This is a genomic window from Methylomonas paludis, assembly GCF_018734325.1.
GTDB lineage: Bacteria > Pseudomonadota > Gammaproteobacteria > Methylococcales > Methylomonadaceae > Methylomonas > Methylomonas paludis.
Genome location: NZ_CP073754.1, coordinates 1,039,849 through 1,058,401 on the forward strand (window position 1 = coordinate 1,039,849; position 18,553 = coordinate 1,058,401).

Here is an 18,553-nt window from a genome sequence, read left to right on the forward strand (position 1 = left end):
TATAATCAGGGCTGTTGAGCGTTAAATGCAATTGGCACGCTAATTGATATGAGTTTATTAGAACTTGTTAAACGATTATTTGGAGGTTTACGCTTATGACTGTTGAACGCATTGTCCGGATTGTGGCCGGATTTTTTATTTTGCTGTCTTTGAGTCTGGGAGTTACTGATAGTCCCTGGTTTCAGAATAGCCATTGGTTGTGGTTTACCGCGTTTGTCGGGGCCAATTTGTTGCAAAGCGGTTTTAGCCAATTCTGTCCGCTGGAAATCATGCTAAAAAAATTGGGTATAAAACAAAAATGCCAATAAAGGCAAATAATAAATCTACATTCAGGAGTTAGTCATGGCAAAAATTGTAATCGTAGGTGCGGGCATTGGTGGCATACCGATGGCGTTTGAAATGAAGGAACTGGCGCGGAAAGAAGATGAGGTGGTAGTGATAGCCGATACCCCGACGTTTCATTTTGTGCCGTCCAATCCTTGGGTAGGGGTTAACTGGCGTAAACCGGAGGATATTAAGGTTGAACTGGCCCCGGTGTTTAAAAAGAAGCAAATCAGTTTTATCCAGCAAAAAGCCAGCCGTTTTCATCCGGAGACCAATCAGGTGGAAATAGCCGATGGCACTCTGGTGGATTACGATTTTCTGGTGATAGCCACCGGCCCCAAGCTGGCTTTTGAAGAAGTGCCCGGTTTAGGCCCCAACGGCCACACTCAATCGGTGTGTCATGTCGATCATGCCGGTGAGTCCGGCGAGTTTTGGCGCGAATTTGTTAAAGACCCCGGCCCGATCGTGATCGGTGCTGTGCAGGGCGCTTCCTGTTTTGGTCCGGCTTATGAGTATATGTTTATTGCTGAAACCGATCTGCGGAAACGCAAAATCCGCGATAAAGTCAAAATAACTTATGTTACTTCAGAGCCGTATATCGGCCATTTAGGGCTGGGCGGGGTGGGTGATACCAAAGGCATGCTGGAAAGCGAGTTGCGTAACAAGCACATCGATTGGATTTGCAATGCCAAAATCGACAAGATTGAAGCCGGCTTGATGTATGTCACCGAGGTGGATGAAAACGGTCAGGTAAAAAAGCAGCATGAATTACCGTTCAAGCACAGCATGATGCTGCCGGCTTTTAAAGGCGTGGATGCTTTGCTGGGTATAGACAAGCTGGTCAATCCGCGCGGTTTTGTGTTGGTGGATGAACATCAGCGTAACCCGACTTATAAAAATATTTACTCGGTGGGGGTATGCATTGCGATTCCGCCGCTGTCGCAAACCCCGGTGCCGACCGGTACCCCCAAAACCGGTTATATGATCGAGTCTATGGTAACGGCTACCGCGCATAATATCCGTGAAGAACTGGATGGTGGTCAGCCTACCCATAAAGGCAGCTGGAATGCGCTGTGTCTGGCTGATTTTGGCGATACCGGTATTGCGTTTTTGGCTATGCCGCAAATTCCGCCGCGCAATGTGCAATGGGCTTCGCGGGGTAAATGGGTGCATCTGGCTAAAATTGCCTATGAAAAATACTTTATTCGTAAAGTCCGGCAGGGGGTTAGTGAGCCGCTGTATGAGCGCTTGCCGTTAAAAATGTTGGGTATTCACCGGCTTAAACAGAAGTAATAATTAAGGTGTAGCCTGATTGCAGCAAAGTGGAATTTGACTTGATGCCTGCCTTGCATTGAGGCTAGTGGTTTACCAACATTACTTTGACGGCAGCGCCAGAGGATGTGCTGACTCTGGAGGCGCCTCGTGCGATGCGCATCACTGCGTTCAGCGCATCCTACGAGCTGCGATGCTTAATAGTTCCTCGATTCCACTGCGTTGCAGCGAGGCTACGCTGTATTGTTCGCGAATGATGCGCAGCACTGCGTTTAGCACATCCTATAACTGAATTGATGCCAAATGAAATCATATACTAAGCAGATGCGGTTGCTGGTCTGGGCCATCTGGCCGTTATTCAGCCACCCGGCCCAGGCCGACAGCGCGGCGCCTGCCTATACTCTGGAGCAGGTGATCGATCTGGCGCTGGCTAATAATCCGGAATTGGGGGTTATGCAGGCGCGTATCGGTCAGGCTGATGCCCAGTTGGGTCAGGCCATGGCCGGGTTTTATCCGCAAATCAAAACCAGTTTGTCTTATCAGTACAGTAATAATCCGGCCCAGGCTTTTTCTATGCTGATTGCGGAACGCCGGCTTAATTTTGGCGGTACCGACTTTAATCATCCCGGTTTTGTGGAAGATTACCGGCCCCAGGTCACAGCCAGTTATGCCTTGTTTCGCGGTGGCCAGGATTATTATCAAAGTCAGGCTGCGCAATTGGGTATAGAGGCTTCGGAACTGGAAAAATCCGCCACCCGCAACCGTTTGCTCAGCAATGTCAGCGCCGCTTACTACGGCGAGCTGGCGGCAGTGGCGGCCCATCAATACAGTCAACGGGCCATAGCGGCGGTGCAGAGTGAGTTGGAGCAATCCCGCCAGCGCTATGCCGGGGGTACTTTATTAAAGTCTGATGTGTTATCGCTGGAAGTGCAGTTGGCTGAGGCCAGGGAGGCGGATATTCAGGCCGCCAACGCGATAGAAATTGCCGACAATATGCTGAAAACTTTGCTGGGTTTAGCGGTTAATGATGTGTTTGCCATTAATAGCGCCCAGCAAGCGCCTTTGCCTAAAGCCCCGCCCTTGTTTGACGAATTGCTGAATCAGACCTTGGCCAGTCATCCGGAATTAAAAGCCGCAGAAAATCGGGTGGCGATAGCCGAGAAACAATTGGCTATCGCTCAGGCGGCTTATTTGCCCAAAGCCGATGCTTATGTGAATTACGGCTCGGACAGCAAAAATCTGACTTATAGCAGTGCCAGGGATAACGTCAGCGCTGGGGTGATGGTGGAAATGGATATTTTTAACGGTTTTTCTACCCAGGAAAAAGTTAAAAAAGCCGAACATGAACTGACGGCGGCTCAGGAGTTGGCCCGCCAAACCCGCTTGCGCGTCGAAAATCAGTTGAAAACCGCTCAGCTCAGATTGCAGGAGGCCTTAAGCCGCGCTGAGATCAGCGAATTGGCGGTGCAGTCTGCCGAAGAAGCCTTGCGTCTGGTCAATGAACAACGTCAGGCCGGGGTGGTGACTGTCAGCCGTTATCTGGAAGCGGAAGTGGCGCTGGACCGGGCTCATACCCGGCAGGTCAACAGCCGTTACGATGCCTTGCGTGCCGATGCCGATCTGAAACAAGCCAGCGGTTTTTGGCAATAAGTGCTCAATGAGAGGATGTTTAAATGATGAATAAACTAGGTTTGCAGCTGCCTAAATGGCTGATTGCGGTCACGGCTATTGGGGCTTTACTGCTGGTGATTTTGTACGCTCTGGGGGTGTTGGGCGCGGATGCCAAGATTGCCCCCGGCAATACTGCGTTTGCCGGTCAGCCGGTGCCGGCCCAGGCCAAATTGCTGCAGCTCAGCAGCCAGTCTCAAGCCGGTATGCAAGCCTGGCAAGGCACTATCCGTTCACGTCTGGCGGTAAAAATGGCCGCCAAATTAACCGCCCGGATTACCGAGGTGCTGGTGCATCCCGGTGATAGCGTGAACCAGGGTCAGGTGCTGGCCCGACTGGATGACCGCGAGTTGCAGGCTGCCTATCAGGCCGCAGTTGCGGCGCATAGTGCGGCTCAGGCCCAGGCGCTGCAGGCTCAGGCTGAGGCCGGACGCATCAGTGATTTATATAATAAACAGGCGGCCACCCGGCAAAATTATGATGCGGTGCTGGCTCAGGCTCAATCTGCCCAGGCTCTGGCCGAACAGGCGGCCAATGCCGCCCGGCAAAGCCGGGTGTTGCTGGCGGAAAATGTCTTGGCTGCGCCGTTTGCTGGGGTGGTGGCTGAGCGCTGGCTGGAGCCGGGTGATATGGCTACGCCCAATCAGGCCATAGTCAGCTTGCTGAAACCGGATGATTTACGTCTGGAAGTGGCGGTGGCCGACTATTGCTCGCCACAATTAAAGCTGGGTATGGTTTTGAAGGTAAGGGTTGATGCCATTCAGCAAACGGTTAGCGGTACGGTAGACGAAATCAGTCCGCAGTTGGACCCGCAAACCCGCAGTCAGCTTTTGAAATTACGCCTGCCCAAACAGGCCGGCTTGCAGCATGGTCAGTTTGCCTGGCTGGAACTGGCGTGTCAGGCTCAGGCGGCTCAGGTGTGGATACCGGTTAGCGCCATCATGCATTACGGCCAGCTCCAGGCCGTGAAGGTGGTGAATGGGGGCTATTGGCAAGTTCGGCATATTCGTACCGGCAAACAGGCGGCTGAGCAGATTCAGGTGTTATCGGGCTTGCAGGCCGGTGATACGATTCTGCTGGATGGTGGGCTGCAACCATGAGTCGGATAGATAAGCACAAAGACAGTCTGACGGTCAAAATTGTCCGGCTGTTTACCACTTCACATTTATCCCTGCTGTTTTTACTGATCTCGCTGCTGGCCGGTGCTGCGGCATTGCTGCTGACGCCGCGTGAGGAAGACCCGCAAATTGTGGTGCCGGTGATGGATGTGTTTGTCCAGGTGCCGGGTGCCTCCAGCGCCGAGGTGGAACAGCAGGTCACTACGCCGCTGGAAGTATTGCTCAGGCAAGTCAAGGGTGTGGAATATGTGTATTCGGTATCCCGGCCTGGTGCGGCGCTGGTGACGGTGCGGTTTTATGTCGGCGAAAATCTGGAAAGCAGCCTGATTAAAACCCGCGATAAACTGTTGGCCAATCAGGACATCATTCCGCCCAGCGTCAGCAACTGGCTGGTGAAGCCGGTGGAGATTGATGATGTGCCTATCCTGCTGCTCAGCCTGTCGCCGCAACAGGCGGATCGGGATGCCACTCAATTGCGCCGGGTGGCCGATGAATTGATCGAGCATTTGCGCAGTGTGGATAATGTCGGCAAAAGCTGGGTGGTGGGGGCGGCGCCACGGCGGATTAATGTGTATCCGGATTTGCTTAAGTTGGAGGCTGCCCAACTTAGCCTGACCGAGTTGCGGCAGGCGCTGGGGCAAAATAATGTCAATCTGCCGGTGGGCAGCCTGACTGCTAATGGCCGGGACATCATTCTGGAAGCCGGGCCGCATTTTCAAAGCGCTGAACAGCTGGGTGCCACCGTGCTGAAAAATGTCGGCGGCAAATTGGTGTATTTGCGTGATGTTGCCGGCGTGGAGGATAGCGCTGCCGATCTGGATGAATACACCCGGATCGGTTTTGGCCCGGCGCTGGCGCAAATGCACACGGTTGGCCAGTTGCCCAAGCAGCTGCCGGCGGTTGGTGAACAACGGCCTATGGCAACTTTGGCCATAGCCAAGCGCCGGGGCAGTAATGCCGTTACGGTTGCCGAGCAGGTGTTGGCCTTGACCGGGCAACTGCAGGGGACGCTGATTCCGGATGATGTATTGCTGACTGTTACCCGCAATTACGGTGAAACTGCCGACCATAAGGTCAATGAACTGGTGATGCATTTATCCATAGCCATATTGACTATTATTGTTCTGCTGGCGCTGACTCTGGGCCTGAAAGAATCGCTGATTGTGTCATTGGCGGTGCCGATGACGTTTGCCATTACGCTGTTGCTGGATTTGTTGTTTGGCTACACCATTAACCGGGTGACGCTGTTTGCGCTGATTTTGGCCCTGGGTTTGCTGGTGGATGATCCGATTGTGGATGTGGAAAACATCCATCGCCACTATAAGATGCGTAAAGAACCGCCGTTGCAGGCTTTGCTTACCGCCGTCAACGAAATTCGCCCACCGACCATACTGGCCACTTTTGCGGTGATTATGTCTTTTGTGCCGATGTTTTTTATCAGCGGCATGATGGGGCCGTATATGGCGCCGATGGCTTTTAATGTGCCGATAGCCATGCTGTTGTCCTTGGTGATCGCCTTTACCGTCACCCCCTGGGCCAGTTATAAATTGCTGAAAGCCGATTACGGCAAAGACCACGGCCCGGCGTTTGATTTAAAACACAGCCGCGGCTTTAAAATCTATCAGGCCATCCTCGCGCCCTTGCTGGGCAGCAAAGCCAAGGCGGGCTGGTTTTTAGTGGCGGTGTTTATTGCGTTTGTGGCGGCTGCGCTGCTGGCGGTTACCCGCGTAGTCCCTTTGAAATTATTGCCGTTCGACAATAAAAACGAATTGCAGCTGATTATCGATATGCCCAATGGTACTTCTCTGGAAGCTACCGATCAGGTGGCGGCGGTGCTGGGCGATTATCTGGCCAGTGTTAATGAGGTCAGCAGCTATCAAACCTATGTGGGCATCGCCTCGCCGATGGATTTTAACGGTATGGTGCGGCATTATTATCTTAGACAGGGTGCACAACTGGGGGATATTCGCATTGTGCTGGCCGATAAAACCCGCCGCCAGCAGAGTTCGCATGATATTGCCCTGCGCATCAGGCCGGATATTGCCAAAATCGGCCAGCAATATGGGGCCAATATCAAGATTGTGGAAATGCCGCCGGGGCCGCCGGTGTTGTCGAGCTTGGTGGCTGAGGTGTATGGGCCGCCGACTGCTGATTATGCCGATATTATTCAGGTGGCGCAGCGGGTCAGAGCCGATATGGAGCAGACTGCCGGGGTGGTGGATGTGGATGATTTTGTCGAAGCTGAGCAGGCCAAGCTGCATTTTCTGCTGGATCAGGATAAAGCCGGTTTGCTGGGTATCAGCAGTGCGGCTGTCGCAGAAACCCTGCAATTGGGGATCAGCGGGGCCAGTGCTGGTTTGCTGCATGTGCCGGCAGAACGTCAGCCTTTGTCCATTCAGCTGCAATTGCCTAGAGCCGTGCGGGCTGCGGAAGCTGATTTGTTGATGCTGTCTGTGAAAACCAGTCGGGGTGAGCTGGTGCGTATCGGTGAACTTGGCCATTTTAGTCATGAAACCGGCCAGCAGGCTATTTATCATAAAAACCTGCAACGTCTGGCTTATGTGACTGCGGAAATGGCCGGACGCAGCCCGGTGGAAGCGGTGCTGGATTTGTTCGGCAGTTTTAAGCGCCAGCCCTTGCCGGATGGTTATCGCGCCGAACTGGCCGGGGAGGGCGAGTGGAAAATCACTGTGGATGTGTTTAGGGATTTAGGCCTGGCCTTTGCCGCTGCGATGGTGATGATCTACATTTTACTGGTGGGGCAGACCGGTTCGCTGAGTGTGCCGCTGATTATGATGATTGCCATTCCGTTGACGGTCATCGGCATCATGCCCGGCTTCTGGCTGATCAATCTGTTCACCACGCCGGTGGCCGGTTACGCTACGCCCATTTATTTTACCGCCACTGCTATGATCGGTATGATCGCGCTGGCCGGTATCGTGGTGCGCAACTCGATCATTCTGATTGATTTTATCGAGAACATCTATCGCAGCAGGCCGGAAATCAGCTTGGCAGACGCTATTATCGAAGCCGGCGCCACCCGCCTGAATCCGATTTTTTTAACGGCGGCTTCGGCTGTGCTGGGTTCGATGATGATTGTGCTGGACCCGATATTTTCTGGGTTGGCCTGGAGTTTTATCTTCGGCATCATCGCTTCCACGCTGTTTTCGCTGGTGGTGATACCGGTGGTGTATTTCCTGATCAAGCGTGATATGCCCAAACAACTGGTCGTGGAACAATAAAAAGCCATGATCGGGTCGGGGGTTCCCGTCACCCCGACCCGATTGTAACAGCCAGGCAAGCCACCAAAACCTCACGGGTGTTTGGTGTTTTGCTATCGCAAAAACACCCTACGCAACAGATTGACCATAGCTTGAATCATCGCGACCCGTAGCCTTAATCAAATTAGGGTCAGGAGGATTTACAATAACCTTCACCAAAAAAAAACGCCGGCCCAACAAAGTCGGGCCGGCGTAGCATAGTCAGAGTGTTTTTAAGCTATGGGCAAGGTTTGCCCATTTAAGCGCTTACGCCATCAAACCTTGATATTGGTTTTCGATTTGACGACCAGGCATTGCCAGGGTGCGGCCGGCTTTTTTACCGGCTACGGCTTCATAAACGTCCAGAGTTTTTGCCGCAATATCATTCCAGTTGTATTTTTGATCAACCCAGGCACGTAATTCGGTTTTTGCTGCGCTATCTTGTGCTTTGCCGGCAAAGGCTTCCAGACGTTCGGTCAAAGCGGCGATATTGCCCAGTGCAAAATAATGGTCATCGGCTATGCCTACTTCCAGGTTGGCAGGAATGTCGCTGGCAATGACCGGCAAACCAAAAGACAGGGCTTCCAGCATTGCAATCGGCAGACCTTCATGAGAAGAAGGCAGTACGAACATGCCGGCATGGGTAAACAGTTCTTTTAAAGCGACTCCACTTTGAAAACCGGTCATGACCACATCTTCGTGGCCGGCGGCTGCCGCATGTACCGCATCGGTATACGCATCGGGATGATCAGAACCACCGACGATAGCCAGTTTCCAGCCTGGCAGGCGGCCTTGTTTAAAGGCTTCGATCAAGTCCAGATGACGTTTTTCCGGCACCAGACGGCTGACAGTCAAAATATATTTGCCGGCAGTCAAACCAAATTTTTCCAGCGTGGCAGCGCTGTCGGTCAAAGCCGGCATGACGACGCCATTAGGAATCAGCGTTGAGTTTTTGGCATATTTGTCTTGTACCAGATTTTGTAAGACTTCAGAAATCACGATGCGGCCATTAGCCATTTTCATACCGCAATACTCGCCGGTTTTCAGCATGAATTTAGCCATTCTGCCCCATTTTTGGCGATCATAATCCTGACCGTGGTGAGTTACGACCACTTTCAGGCCCAGCATACGCGCCATAGGCACCATCAAAGAAGGGCCAACGGCATGAATGTGCAGAATGTCTGGGCGTTTAACGGCGGCGTATAACACACCCACTGCAGTGTGAGTAATGGCTTCCAGTGATTTGGAAACCGGTGACCACAAGCTGTGGATACGGATACCGTTCCATTGTTTGCGATATTCAACCGGTTGGTAAGGGGCACGAACGATCACATCCACCTGACAATCGCGATCCTGCAGATAAGTCGCCAGATTTTGCACATGGGCTTCGATGCCACCTTGTACATTAGGCAAACCGCGCAGTCCCAGCATCATGACAGATAAGTTGCGTTTCATAAATAATTCCAGATCAGTAAGTTTTGTATTCGGTTAATGCCCGGAAAACAGCGTGTGTTTTGTTATCGGGTCGTTATAACTTATCTAAAGCACTTAGCATGCCATAAATTATTTAATGAAATGAGCAAGGAAAAATAATTGTAACTATATGAAAAAACGCATTATTTTTTTGTTTAAAATAATTCGCTTGGCTGCTGCCAGATTGCTGTCAGGGATAGTCCAAGCAGTTTTGCCATTTTTGGCAAAACTGCTTGGCAAAGAAGGGGTTGTGTCAGTGACATTGACAGCCTGGCACTGGCTGCAAGCTTATTACGAAAACACGCACGTTTTTAACTCGATGACGCAGAGCGATTTCGCGGACAAGGTTGCGATTGGCGGCAAGTGCTAAGGATGGGCGCATGGGTTTGCTGGCAATTATGGAATTGAAGTTAATGAGTCCAGGTAAAAAGCTTACATGGGCTTATTTAGTCGTAACTATTCAGTGTCCAATTATCAATTTAAAAAACAGGCAGTAGTAGGATGTGCTAAACGCAGTGCAGCGCATCATGCGAAGCTAACTACTTGTTCAAAAAGAATCATCCAAAATTTACGCTGAATAATTACATTTAGTTTATCAAGTATTTGTCTGTCCCGCTTTATGTGTCTATAGAGTTGAGCAGCAAATTGGATGTTATCTAAAGTTATGGGTCAGGCCATTTGGCAATGCCTCAAGGCTTCTGCAATTCCCAGCCACCCCAATAAAACCGTTCCGCCAACGCCGCCCGGCTGCGTTCAGCCAGTTCTCGGCTTTTAAATTCTTCGGACAGTTGTTCAGGATCGGCCTGATAGCCCAGCGCAATCACGGCCAACGGCGTGGTATCGGCAGGTAAATTAAACCGGCTGCGGCATTGTTCGGCAACAAAGCCGCCCATCTGGTGTGAAACCAGGCCCAGCGCGGTGGCCTGTAAACTTAGGCTCAGGCTGGCGGCGCCGGTGTCGTAAGCGGCCCAGGCATTGGGTTTGCCGTTTTGCGTAAAATTATTTGCCGCGACGGCCAGCACCAGCAAGGGGGCGTGTTGCGCCCATTGCTGATTTTTTTCCACCAGACATGCCAGCAGGTTTTGCCAGGCTTCGGGCTGATCGGCTTTGTGGCAGACGATAAACCGCCAGGGCTGTTCGTTCATACACGAAGGCGCCCATTGCGCGGCTTCCAGTAAGGCGGTAATCGTGGCGGCACTGAGGGCTTGTTCACTAAACGCCCGTGGACTCCAGCGGTTTTGGATAATATTGTCGAGTTTTTCGGTGGTAACAGCAGGTTTGTTCAGCATGGCGGCATTGGGGTAAAAGTGAGAGTGGCCTTAGTCTAAACGAAAATGGCGGGGGGATGAATTTGAGTTTAATTTTGCCGGTTGACCGCTTGATGTCGGTGGTTATTATGACATGTGGCTACGTTTTATTGGCTTATCATGTATGATACAGAAAAGGACAATTTCTATTAGATTTCAACCTCATCAGCCTGAAACTGAAGATTTGTGTAGCATGGGAAGAGAAGGGTTAAATATAGTTCAACCAGTTGATCAAGCAATTGATGTGGCTGATTGGCGCGGTGATATGGAATTTGAAATCTATCCTGAGGGGGCCAGAGATAAATCTTTATTGATAAGTCCAGACCAGATTGGCTATGATTTTTTAATCCCTAATCACCGGTATTTGTTTAAGCATTCATTTCAACACGGAACACGCAGTCATCCTGATCAATTTTGGACAGAAATAATAGCTTACCGAATTGCTTGTATCTTACATATTCCGGTACCGCCTGCATTTGTTGGTTACGATAGCAAAAAAAATGTTTGTGGGGCAATAATTGAATGGTTTTTGAATTATCCGGACCAGCCTGAAGAACGTCGAGTGCCAGGGGGTGACATTATGGTGGCATTGATTCCCGGTTACGATAGAAAAAAGGGGAAAGCTCACAATTTTGTCGCAATAGAACGTTACCTGACGGTAATTGATAAAACCAATGCTTTTCAATCCAATTGGCAGGATTATTGGTGTGATATGTTGTTGTTTGACGCCATCATAGGTAACACAGACCGCCATCAGGATAATTGGGAGATACTTTGGAATCAGGAACAACGCAGTATTAGAATGTCGCCGGTTTTTGATAATGGTACCAGCCTGGGCTATGAGATTTTGGAGTCAAGAATGGATGATTTTTATTCGGACAATAAAATGAAAGCCTATATCAAAAAAGGAAAACATCATCTTAGATGGCAGTTAAGTGATACCCAGCAATGCCAGCATATAGACATAATAGTACGTTTATTAAATAGATTTCCAAGTTTGCAAGATCGTGTCCATGCTATTTTGAGTCTTTATGAAGCAGAAAAATTACGCAGTATATTAGATGTTTGTCGGCAATATTCAGTCCCTGTGCCGTTGTCGGCAAAACGGGCTGATTTTATTTGCCATTTAGTGACATCCAGAGTCAACGCTGTTAAAGAAGAGTTAGAGAGTTAAAATGAATCTCATTCACCATATTAATCAACCTAGTCGGCTATTGCTGGTCTGGCAAACGCCAGAAGGCAAATCTCGGAGCAGATTTGTTGTTGGAGAAATATGCCGGAATGATAATGACTATATATTTCGTTATCTTGTTGATAATGCAGATTTTACTCAAGCTAAACAAGAAGGGTTTTTAGGCTATCCTGCTTTTCGTAAGTTGAATCAAGAATATACGGAAGGTGTGTTAGAGACGTTTTTACGGCGTGTTCCGCCGCGTAAACGCGGCGACTTTCATAAATATCTTGAATTATGGCGCTTAGCCGCTGATGTTGAAATATCAGATTTTGCCTTGTTGGGCCATACGGGAGCAAAATTGCCCAATGATGGCTTTTCATTGGTTAATCCCTTTGATGGCGTTAATGCGCCATATGAGTTTTATATTGAGGTGGCTGGTTTTCGTTATTATCAGGAAATTAATTTATCAGATCTTGAAGTCGGCATGGCTGTGAGTTTTATAGTAGAACCGGAAAATCCATGTGACAATCAAGCGGTCAGGATAGATGTTATGGGAAAAAAAATGGGCTACGTTAATAAAACCCAGTGCGCTGCTTTTCGACATTGGCTTAAAACATGCGTAATTACAGCTGAAATAGAACGAATTAATGGTACCGAAGCGCGACCGCTGATTTATATTTATGGCCGTGTGGGTGAGCAAGGTTCGGAGCAGATAGCGGCCTAGCCCGGTAAAGGGAAATTTTAAATGGTCTGTGGCCATTTAATCACAGGTCTAGGCGCTAAAGATTGAGTAAATTAATGAATCTTCATCCCCTCCGCCAACCAGGCAAATAATTCCCGGTTCTGGGGGCTGGGCGGCCAACTACCATGCTGTTGTTGATGGGTAGTAATGGCTTGTTTAATCAGTTCTTCCTGTCGTTGGCGTTTGGCTGCTGCTTCAGGGGTAAAATCAGCGGTTACCGAAGTTAACGGTGTCACGCCAATATTGTCGCTGTACAAGGGTTCAAAATTCAGTAGTTCCGGCTCCACATAGTGGATAGCGGCTAAAGCTAACCAATGGGTTTCATCAACAGCTTGGGGCAACAATTCCTCTGCCAGGGTAACAAAGTAACGGGCTCGATTTTTAAAAGCTTTCAAACTGCGTGGCGCGGTGCTTTTGCAAGCGACCACCTCGCGCCAGATCAGTAAAGCTTGCTGAAACCTTTGGCTGTCCTGATGCTTTGTCGGTCGTTTTGTAAAGCGGGGCAGGCGTTTATATAGCCAGGCCAACAGTCGGTTATGATGGGTCAATTGTGGCTGGCGCTCCAGCAATAACACCAGTCCAATTAGCACTAAACCGAGTGCGCCACAAACTTCCCATATCCAGTTTCCTTGCTGTTCGGGTAATCCTGGTGTAAACAAGGTAGAATTCTGCGATTTGTCAGATGGAGTGATAATGGGGTTATATTCAATGGTTTTTTTATTGACTACTTCATTTTGCTTATTGACTGAAATTTGCTCAATTCGGCTAACCGCATTATAGTCTGGCTGGGGAGCGGCATAGTAGCCTGTAGGCCCAACGCCAAGACTAACAACCCAGGCAAATAATCCAGTTTTTGCAGAACCCAGTGTAGAGATAGGCTAAGCGTTTGGCTAATTTTAGCTGGCTGAGGTTCGGGTGGATTATCCAGCATCAGTTGGATATGCTCGGGCTTTGGGGTCGGAACGGCAGCTTCCAGGTTAATCAGTTTTTGTAAATAATGATGTGCAAAAATTTCCCGTTCGCGTTGCTGTTCGTTAGCTAGTGTATTGGTACTGGCTTGCTCCTTGATCACTTCGGTGGCGATATCGGAAAAACTTAAACCTACACAGGCTTTCACAAATTCCGGATAAAAGCCCAGCACAAAAAAACAGCTGGGGTTGGCGCTCATCAGAAAACTGACAACCTCCAGCACCTTAACCACCTGATCTTTATGGCATCGGTCCAAATCATCGACAAACACCACCAGTGGCCGAGGTGCCAGCACTTTTAACAAGCTGACAAAGCGTTGTTCGTATAGCTTGCGTTGGCCGGTGCTTTCCAGACTGGATAAATCCATACTTAATTTATCACTCAGCGGCTTGAATAACTTCAACAAGCGGTTTTCGCCGAGCACGGTGATTTCGGTATAGACCAAGGCCATTAGCATGACCCATAGGCTGGCAAGCAAACCATAGACAACATAGCCTACATCAGCATATTTGTGTTGATCTAACTTGTGATGTTGCTTTAATAAATTTTGCTGTGCGCTGCTGAGTGGGTGGTTTAAGGCATCAGCAGTTTCCAGAGTTTTCTCCAACTGCTCCAGACTTAAAAACACGCAATCGCCTAACTCTGAGCGTCTTTGGCAGTCTGTTGATCCGATCTGGTTGGCCTTTGCTGAGTTGGCAACGACTTTGGGTGGCAGCCAAATAAATTGCTGCTGGATGACGTTGCAGTCTTCCAAGGAGAAAGCCGGGCCGGTTTTGTTGGGGTAATCCGGGCATAGTGCCTGAAAATCCGCGCTGTTCAAGGCCAGTTTTTCTTGCCGGCCAAGTTGTTGATAAAACCAGTTACGCAAATCCCCCTCAGTAATTGGCTGGGTATTGGATATTCCGCCCAAGGCGGAAACTCCAAAATAAATCCCAAACAACAATCCCAGGCGAAAACCTGCCCAAGCCGTTCCATCGCGGTTTTTTAATAAGCGCAAACGCAGATAAAAACCGCTAAAGGTAAAAAAATCCGGCACCAGTTGCTGGCGAATATTTTCCAGTAAGGATGTTAACACATTGGCTTCGTCCTGATGATGCCAGGCGTTAAACCAGACGCAATTGTAGCTCTCTAACTTCAATTGCTGCTTGAGCATAGCCATTAAGGATGATTTGCCGCGTCCCCAGTCGGCGGTGACGCCGACTGTCAGTGGCGGCTTGCTGTCTGCAAAGGTGATCACTTTGCACAAAGCCGCAGCGATTGGCATAAACGCCATCCGGTCGGTATCGCCGGGTTGCCAGGCCTGATCAGGGTCTTGTTTGGGTAAGGTTGAGGGTTTTTTTTGAGCCTGCCAGGAGGGAATGCTCATTATCAATGCCAAGGCTGCTGATATCAGCAGGTAATACCAGGGTGCCGGCCAGCGGCTGTGTTTAGCCAAAGCGGATGCCCAGTGTGCGCCGCTGTCAGTGCTGTGCAGGATGACGTCGTTATTACCCACCGCCCAGCCTTCACTGCCGCTGAATTGTACGGCAGAGAGCAGTTCTGTAGTATTGCTGGTTTGCGGTTGCCAGTTGGTGCCGCTATCAGCGCTGTGGAGGATGACGCCGTTATTACCCACTGCCCAACCTTGGCTGTCGATGAATTGCACGCCCATGAGCAAGTTATTGGTATGGCTAGTTTGCGGCTGCCAGCTAGTGCCGCTGTCAGTGCTGTGCAGGATGACAGCGTGATTACCCACCACCCAGCCTTGGCTGCCGCTGAATTGCACGGCATAGAGCCACTCTTTGGTATTGCTGGTTTGCGGCTGCCAGTGGGTGCCGTTATCAGTGCTGTGTAGGATGATGCCGTTACTACCCACTGCCCAACCTTCGCTGCCGTTGAACTGCACGGCATAGAGCCACTCTTTAGTATTGCTGGTTTGCGGCTGCCAGTGGGTACCGCTGTCTGTGCTGTGCAAGATGGTGCCGTTAGCACCCACCGCCCAGCCTTGGCTGCCGCTGAATTGTACGGCATAGAGCCACTCTTTGGTATTGCTGGTTTGCGGCTGCCAGTGGGTACCGCTGTCTGTGCTGTGCAAGATGGTGCCGTTAGCACCCACCGCCCACCCTTGGCTGCCGAGGAACTGCACAGCCATAAGCCGCTGTGCAGTACTGCTGGTTTGCGGTTGCCAGCTAGTGCCGCTGTCAGTGCTGTGCAGGATGACGCCGTTAGAACCCACCGCCCAGCCTTGGCTGCTGTTGAACTGCACGGCATAGAGCCCGTTTTTAAAACCCCCCTTATTATTAATCACCTCCGCCAAATAGATACTGTAGTCTAACGTGGGGTTGAACGACAAATTATTTTGACTTGTTTGCGGTTGCCAGCTAGTGCCTCTGTCAGTGCTGTACAGGATGACGCCGTTAGAACCCACCGCCCAGCCTTGGCTGCCGATAAATTGCACGTCAATGAGCGGCTCAGTGGTATTGCTGGTTTGCGGCTGCCAGTTGGCACCGCTGTCAGTGCTGTGCAGGATGACGCCGTTATCACCCACAGCCCAGCCTTGGCTGTGGGTGAACTGCACCGCACGGAGCATCGCACTAGTATTGCTGGTTTGCGGCTGCCAGTTGGCGCCACTGTCAGTGCTGTGCAAGATCACGCCGTTACCGCCTACCGCCCAGCCTTGATTGCTGCTGAAATGCACGAATCTGAGAGACTCTTTAGTATGGCTGGTTTGCGGCAGCCAGCTGTTGCCACTGTCAGTACTGTGCAGGATGGTGCCATTACCACCCACTGCCCAGCCTTCGCTGCCAATGAATTGCACGCCAATGAGCGTCTCATTGGTATTACTGGTTTGCGGCTGCCAGCTAGTGCCGCTGTCAGTACTGTGCAGGATGACACCGTTTTCCCCCACCGCCCAGCCTTGGCTGCCGAGAAACTGTACGAAGGAGAGATTTTTATTAATTTTACTCGTTTGCGGCTGCCAGTTAGTGCCGTTGTCTGTACTGTGCAGAATGACACCGTTATAACCCACCGCCCAGCCTTGGCTGCCAATGAATTGCACGGCATTAAGCGTCTCATTAGTATTGCTGGTTTGCGGTTGCCAGCTAGTGCCGCTGTCAGTGCTGTGCAGAATGATCCCGTCACTTCCCACGGCCCAGCTGCTACGCCCATCCTCTGCTATAAATACATCTTTCAAATCGGCTGAAACCCTGGGTAAACGCCAGAAGGCATTGGTTTCGAGCGGGTATTGCCAGGCGTGCCGGTTAAAATCTGCCCGCCAAGGCCATATCGAACCGCTGGCTTGAGTGGGCTGAGGATTTAAGGGTTGGGTGAAAGCGATATAGCTGCCCACGATAACCAGTAAAAACGCAGTGCCTAAGTGCAGTCTTAAGGCCCAGCGGCCAAATGGATGGGTAAGGCGAGCCATGCAATCTCCCTAGGTTGTTCTGCGGCAGGTTTTGGCAGGCATGACAGCGTATAGCCTGGTATTTATTTGGTCTAGTGGTGGATTTTCATTGAATCATCAATAACTTGTCAAGTTTAAACCCGGTGCTTACCAACAATTCAAGCGCGGTCTCGCAAATGTGGCATTTGTTTAGCTATGCAAAGGATGGGTAGGCCGTAGGGCCGTAGATGCTGGGTTGAGTAAAGCGATACCCAGCGCTTTAAATAAGCTCAAAGCTGGGTTTCACGTTGTTCAACCCAGCATCTACGGCGCTAGGAATGGGTTTGGTCAAATCACTTAAAAGCCGACACCTCGATTCCGCTACGCTGCATCGAGGCTACTCTGAAAAGCAATAATTAAAGCTTAACGGGCTACAAATGGGATAATAAGTCATGAATAATATTATCCCCACTCCCGATTCCCTGCCTGACGCCAATCCGGCTCAGGCCGATTTTAACCAACTGCCGCTTAGCCCGGCCATGCTCAGCAATCTGCAGCAGCTGGAGTATTTGACTATGACGCCGATTCAGGCGGCCAGTTTGCCGATTACTTTGGCTGGGCATGATTTGATTGCCCAGGCCAAGACCGGCAGCGGCAAGACGGCGGCTTATGCGCTGACGCTGCTGAATAATCTTAATCCCCGCCATTTTGCGGTACAGGCTTTGGTGCTGTGTCCCACCAGGGAGCTGGCCGAGCAGGTGACTCAGGAAATCCGCCGGTTGGCGCGGTTTGCCGACAATATCAAAATTCTGGCTTTATGCGGGGGTACGCCGTTGCGGCCTCAGGCAGCTAGTTTGGATCATGGGGTGCATGTGGTGGTCGGTACGCCGGGACGGTTGATGGATCATCTTAGCCGTCACACGCTGCAACTGGATGCCTTGCATACTTTGGTGCTGGATGAGGCTGACCGGATGCTGGATATGGGGTTTTATGATGATATTGCCTCGGTTGCCAGACAATGCCCCACCGGGCGGCAAACCCTGTTGTTTTCGGCGACTTATCCATCCGGTATCGCCCGGCTGGCCCAGCAGTTTTTGCGTAATCCTCAGGAAGTTAAGTTGCTGGAACAGCATGAAGACAGCAAAATTCGCCAGCGCTTTTATGAAGTCAGCGAATCTGAACGTCTGAAAGCGGTGGCGGTGTTGCTGCGGCATTATCGTCCGGTCAGTACCCTGGCGTTTTGTAATACCAAGCAGCAGTGCCGGGAGTTATTGACGCTGCTGCATGCCCAGGGCTTTCATGCCTTGACGCTGAACGGCGATCTGGAGCAGCGCGAGCGTGACCAGGTGCTGATCCAGTTTGCCAATCGCAGTTGTTCGGTGCTGGTGGCGACTGATGTGGCGGCGCGCGGGCTGGATATCAGTCAGCTGGAAGCGGTGATTAATGTCGATATTACCCCCGATCCGGAAATCCATATCCATCGCATAGGCCGTACCGGCCGTGCCGATGAAAACGGCTGGGCCTTGAGTCTGTGCAGTCCTGCCGAACAGCGCCGGGTGATTGATATAGCCGATATGATGCAGATTGAACCGGAATGGCATCAGTTGAGTGCTTTGCACAATAGTGACGCTGCGCCCTTGCTGCCGCCGATGACGACTTTGTTGCTTCTGGGTGGCCGTAAGGAAAAGATACGTCCGGGTGATGTGTTAGGTGCTTTGACCGGTGAAGCGGGGTATGCCAAAGAACAGGTCGGCAAAATTACTGTGACTGAGCAAACCACTTATGTGGCGGTTGACCGTGATATTGCTAAAGAAGCGGTGCGCAAGCTGGCTGCCGGCAAGTTAAAAGGCAGGCCGGTGAAAGTGCGGATCTTAACAGGCTGAGT

Annotated in this window: 13 protein-coding genes; 9 read left to right on the forward strand and 4 right to left on the reverse strand. The window is 50.8% G+C overall.

What is annotated here, in order from left to right:
• Positions 1 to 95: 95 nt before the first annotated feature.
• The 5 genes from KEF85_RS04795 to KEF85_RS04815 all read left to right on the forward strand — a co-directional run bounded on the left by KEF85_RS04795 (position 96) and on the right by KEF85_RS04815 (position 7,624).
• Positions 96 to 308, forward strand: coding sequence for a YgaP family membrane protein (locus KEF85_RS04795; RefSeq protein WP_215583575.1), 213 nt, complete (start codon positions 96 to 98; stop codon positions 306 to 308).
• Positions 309 to 342: 34 nt separating this feature from the next.
• Positions 343 to 1,617 (forward strand): NAD(P)/FAD-dependent oxidoreductase, encoded by a 1,275-nt coding sequence (locus KEF85_RS04800; RefSeq protein WP_215583576.1) that lies wholly within the window; start codon positions 343 to 345, stop codon positions 1,615 to 1,617.
• Between the two features lie 282 nt (positions 1,618 to 1,899).
• Entirely contained in the window at positions 1,900 to 3,246 is a 1,347-nt protein-coding gene (locus KEF85_RS04805; RefSeq protein ID WP_246535038.1) for a TolC family protein, read from the forward strand.
• Between the two features lie 23 nt (positions 3,247 to 3,269).
• Positions 3,270 to 4,364 carry an efflux RND transporter periplasmic adaptor subunit gene (locus tag KEF85_RS04810; RefSeq protein ID WP_215583577.1) on the forward strand — a complete coding sequence of 365 codons (1,095 nt, stop codon included), beginning with the start codon at positions 3,270 to 3,272 and terminating at the stop codon, positions 4,362 to 4,364.
• Positions 4,361 to 7,624 carry an efflux RND transporter permease subunit gene (locus KEF85_RS04815; RefSeq protein WP_215583578.1) on the forward strand — a complete coding sequence of 1,088 codons (3,264 nt, stop codon included), beginning with the start codon at positions 4,361 to 4,363 and terminating at the stop codon, positions 7,622 to 7,624. Before KEF85_RS04810 ends, KEF85_RS04815 begins: the two co-directional genes overlap by 4 nt.
• Before the next feature lie 285 nt (positions 7,625 to 7,909).
• Here the strand turns inward: KEF85_RS04815 and KEF85_RS04820 are convergent, their stop codons facing one another.
• Entirely contained in the window at positions 7,910 to 9,097 is a 1,188-nt protein-coding gene (locus KEF85_RS04820; RefSeq protein WP_215583579.1) for a glycosyltransferase family 4 protein, read from the reverse strand.
• A gap of 148 nt (positions 9,098 to 9,245) precedes the next feature.
• Here KEF85_RS04820 and KEF85_RS04825 point away from each other — a divergent pair, with 148 nt between their 5' ends.
• Positions 9,246 to 9,485, forward strand: a complete 240-nt coding sequence (locus KEF85_RS04825) for a hypothetical protein (RefSeq protein WP_215583580.1) — start codon at positions 9,246 to 9,248, stop codon at positions 9,483 to 9,485.
• A 319-nt stretch (positions 9,486 to 9,804) separates the two neighbouring features.
• On the opposite strand, the gene KEF85_RS04830 is transcribed toward KEF85_RS04825, so the two are convergent.
• Positions 9,805 to 10,404 (reverse strand): nitroreductase family protein, encoded by a 600-nt coding sequence (locus tag KEF85_RS04830; RefSeq protein ID WP_215583581.1) that lies wholly within the window; start codon positions 10,402 to 10,404, stop codon positions 9,805 to 9,807.
• 142 nt (positions 10,405 to 10,546) lie between these two features.
• On the opposite strand from KEF85_RS04830, the gene KEF85_RS04835 reads away from it, so the two are divergent.
• A complete protein-coding gene (locus KEF85_RS04835) occupies positions 10,547 to 11,596 on the forward strand; it encodes a HipA domain-containing protein (protein ID WP_215583582.1) in 1,050 nt (349 codons plus the stop codon).
• 1 nt (position 11,597) lies between these two features.
• On the forward strand, positions 11,598 to 12,320 hold the full coding sequence (locus tag KEF85_RS04840) for an HIRAN domain-containing protein (RefSeq protein WP_215583583.1): 723 nt from the start codon (positions 11,598 to 11,600) through the stop codon (positions 12,318 to 12,320).
• A gap of 71 nt (positions 12,321 to 12,391) precedes the next feature.
• On the opposite strand, the gene KEF85_RS04845 is transcribed toward KEF85_RS04840, so the two are convergent.
• Positions 12,392 to 12,997 (reverse strand): hypothetical protein, encoded by a 606-nt coding sequence (locus KEF85_RS04845; RefSeq protein WP_215583584.1) that lies wholly within the window; start codon positions 12,995 to 12,997, stop codon positions 12,392 to 12,394.
• Between the two features lie 65 nt (positions 12,998 to 13,062).
• The gene (locus tag KEF85_RS04850) at positions 13,063 to 16,710 is read right to left on the reverse strand and encodes a YCF48-related protein (RefSeq protein ID WP_215583585.1); all 3,648 of its coding nucleotides are present in this window, start codon (positions 16,708 to 16,710) and stop codon (positions 13,063 to 13,065) included.
• Positions 16,711 to 17,120: 410 nt separating this feature from the next.
• Here KEF85_RS04850 and dbpA point away from each other — a divergent pair, with 410 nt between their 5' ends.
• Positions 17,121 to 18,551 (forward strand): ATP-dependent RNA helicase DbpA, encoded by a 1,431-nt coding sequence (gene dbpA, locus KEF85_RS04855; RefSeq protein ID WP_215583586.1) that lies wholly within the window; start codon positions 17,121 to 17,123, stop codon positions 18,549 to 18,551.
• The last annotated feature ends 2 nt before the right edge of the window (positions 18,552 to 18,553 follow it).

Excerpts from the sequence above, each read along its gene's own strand:
- KEF85_RS04795 (WP_215583575.1), top strand. The coding sequence starts at position 96 with ATGACTGTTGAACGCATTGTCCGGATTGTGGCCGGATTTTTTATTTTG.
- KEF85_RS04800 (WP_215583576.1), top strand. The coding sequence starts at position 343 with ATGGCAAAAATTGTAATCGTAGGTGCGGGCATTGGTGGCATACCGATG.
- KEF85_RS04805 (WP_246535038.1), top strand. The coding sequence starts at position 1,900 with ATGAAATCATATACTAAGCAGATGCGGTTGCTGGTCTGGGCCATCTGG.
- KEF85_RS04810 (WP_215583577.1), top strand. The coding sequence starts at position 3,270 with ATGATGAATAAACTAGGTTTGCAGCTGCCTAAATGGCTGATTGCGGTC.
- KEF85_RS04815 (WP_215583578.1), top strand. The coding sequence starts at position 4,361 with ATGAGTCGGATAGATAAGCACAAAGACAGTCTGACGGTCAAAATTGTC.
- KEF85_RS04820 (WP_215583579.1), bottom strand. The coding sequence starts at position 9,097 with ATGAAACGCAACTTATCTGTCATGATGCTGGGACTGCGCGGTTTGCCT.
- KEF85_RS04825 (WP_215583580.1), top strand. The coding sequence starts at position 9,246 with ATGAAAAAACGCATTATTTTTTTGTTTAAAATAATTCGCTTGGCTGCT.
- KEF85_RS04830 (WP_215583581.1), bottom strand. The coding sequence starts at position 10,404 with ATGCTGAACAAACCTGCTGTTACCACCGAAAAACTCGACAATATTATC.
- KEF85_RS04835 (WP_215583582.1), top strand. The coding sequence starts at position 10,547 with ATGATACAGAAAAGGACAATTTCTATTAGATTTCAACCTCATCAGCCT.
- KEF85_RS04840 (WP_215583583.1), top strand. The coding sequence starts at position 11,598 with ATGAATCTCATTCACCATATTAATCAACCTAGTCGGCTATTGCTGGTC.
- KEF85_RS04850 (WP_215583585.1), bottom strand. The coding sequence starts at position 16,710 with ATGGCTCGCCTTACCCATCCATTTGGCCGCTGGGCCTTAAGACTGCAC.
- dbpA (WP_215583586.1), top strand. The coding sequence starts at position 17,121 with ATGAATAATATTATCCCCACTCCCGATTCCCTGCCTGACGCCAATCCG.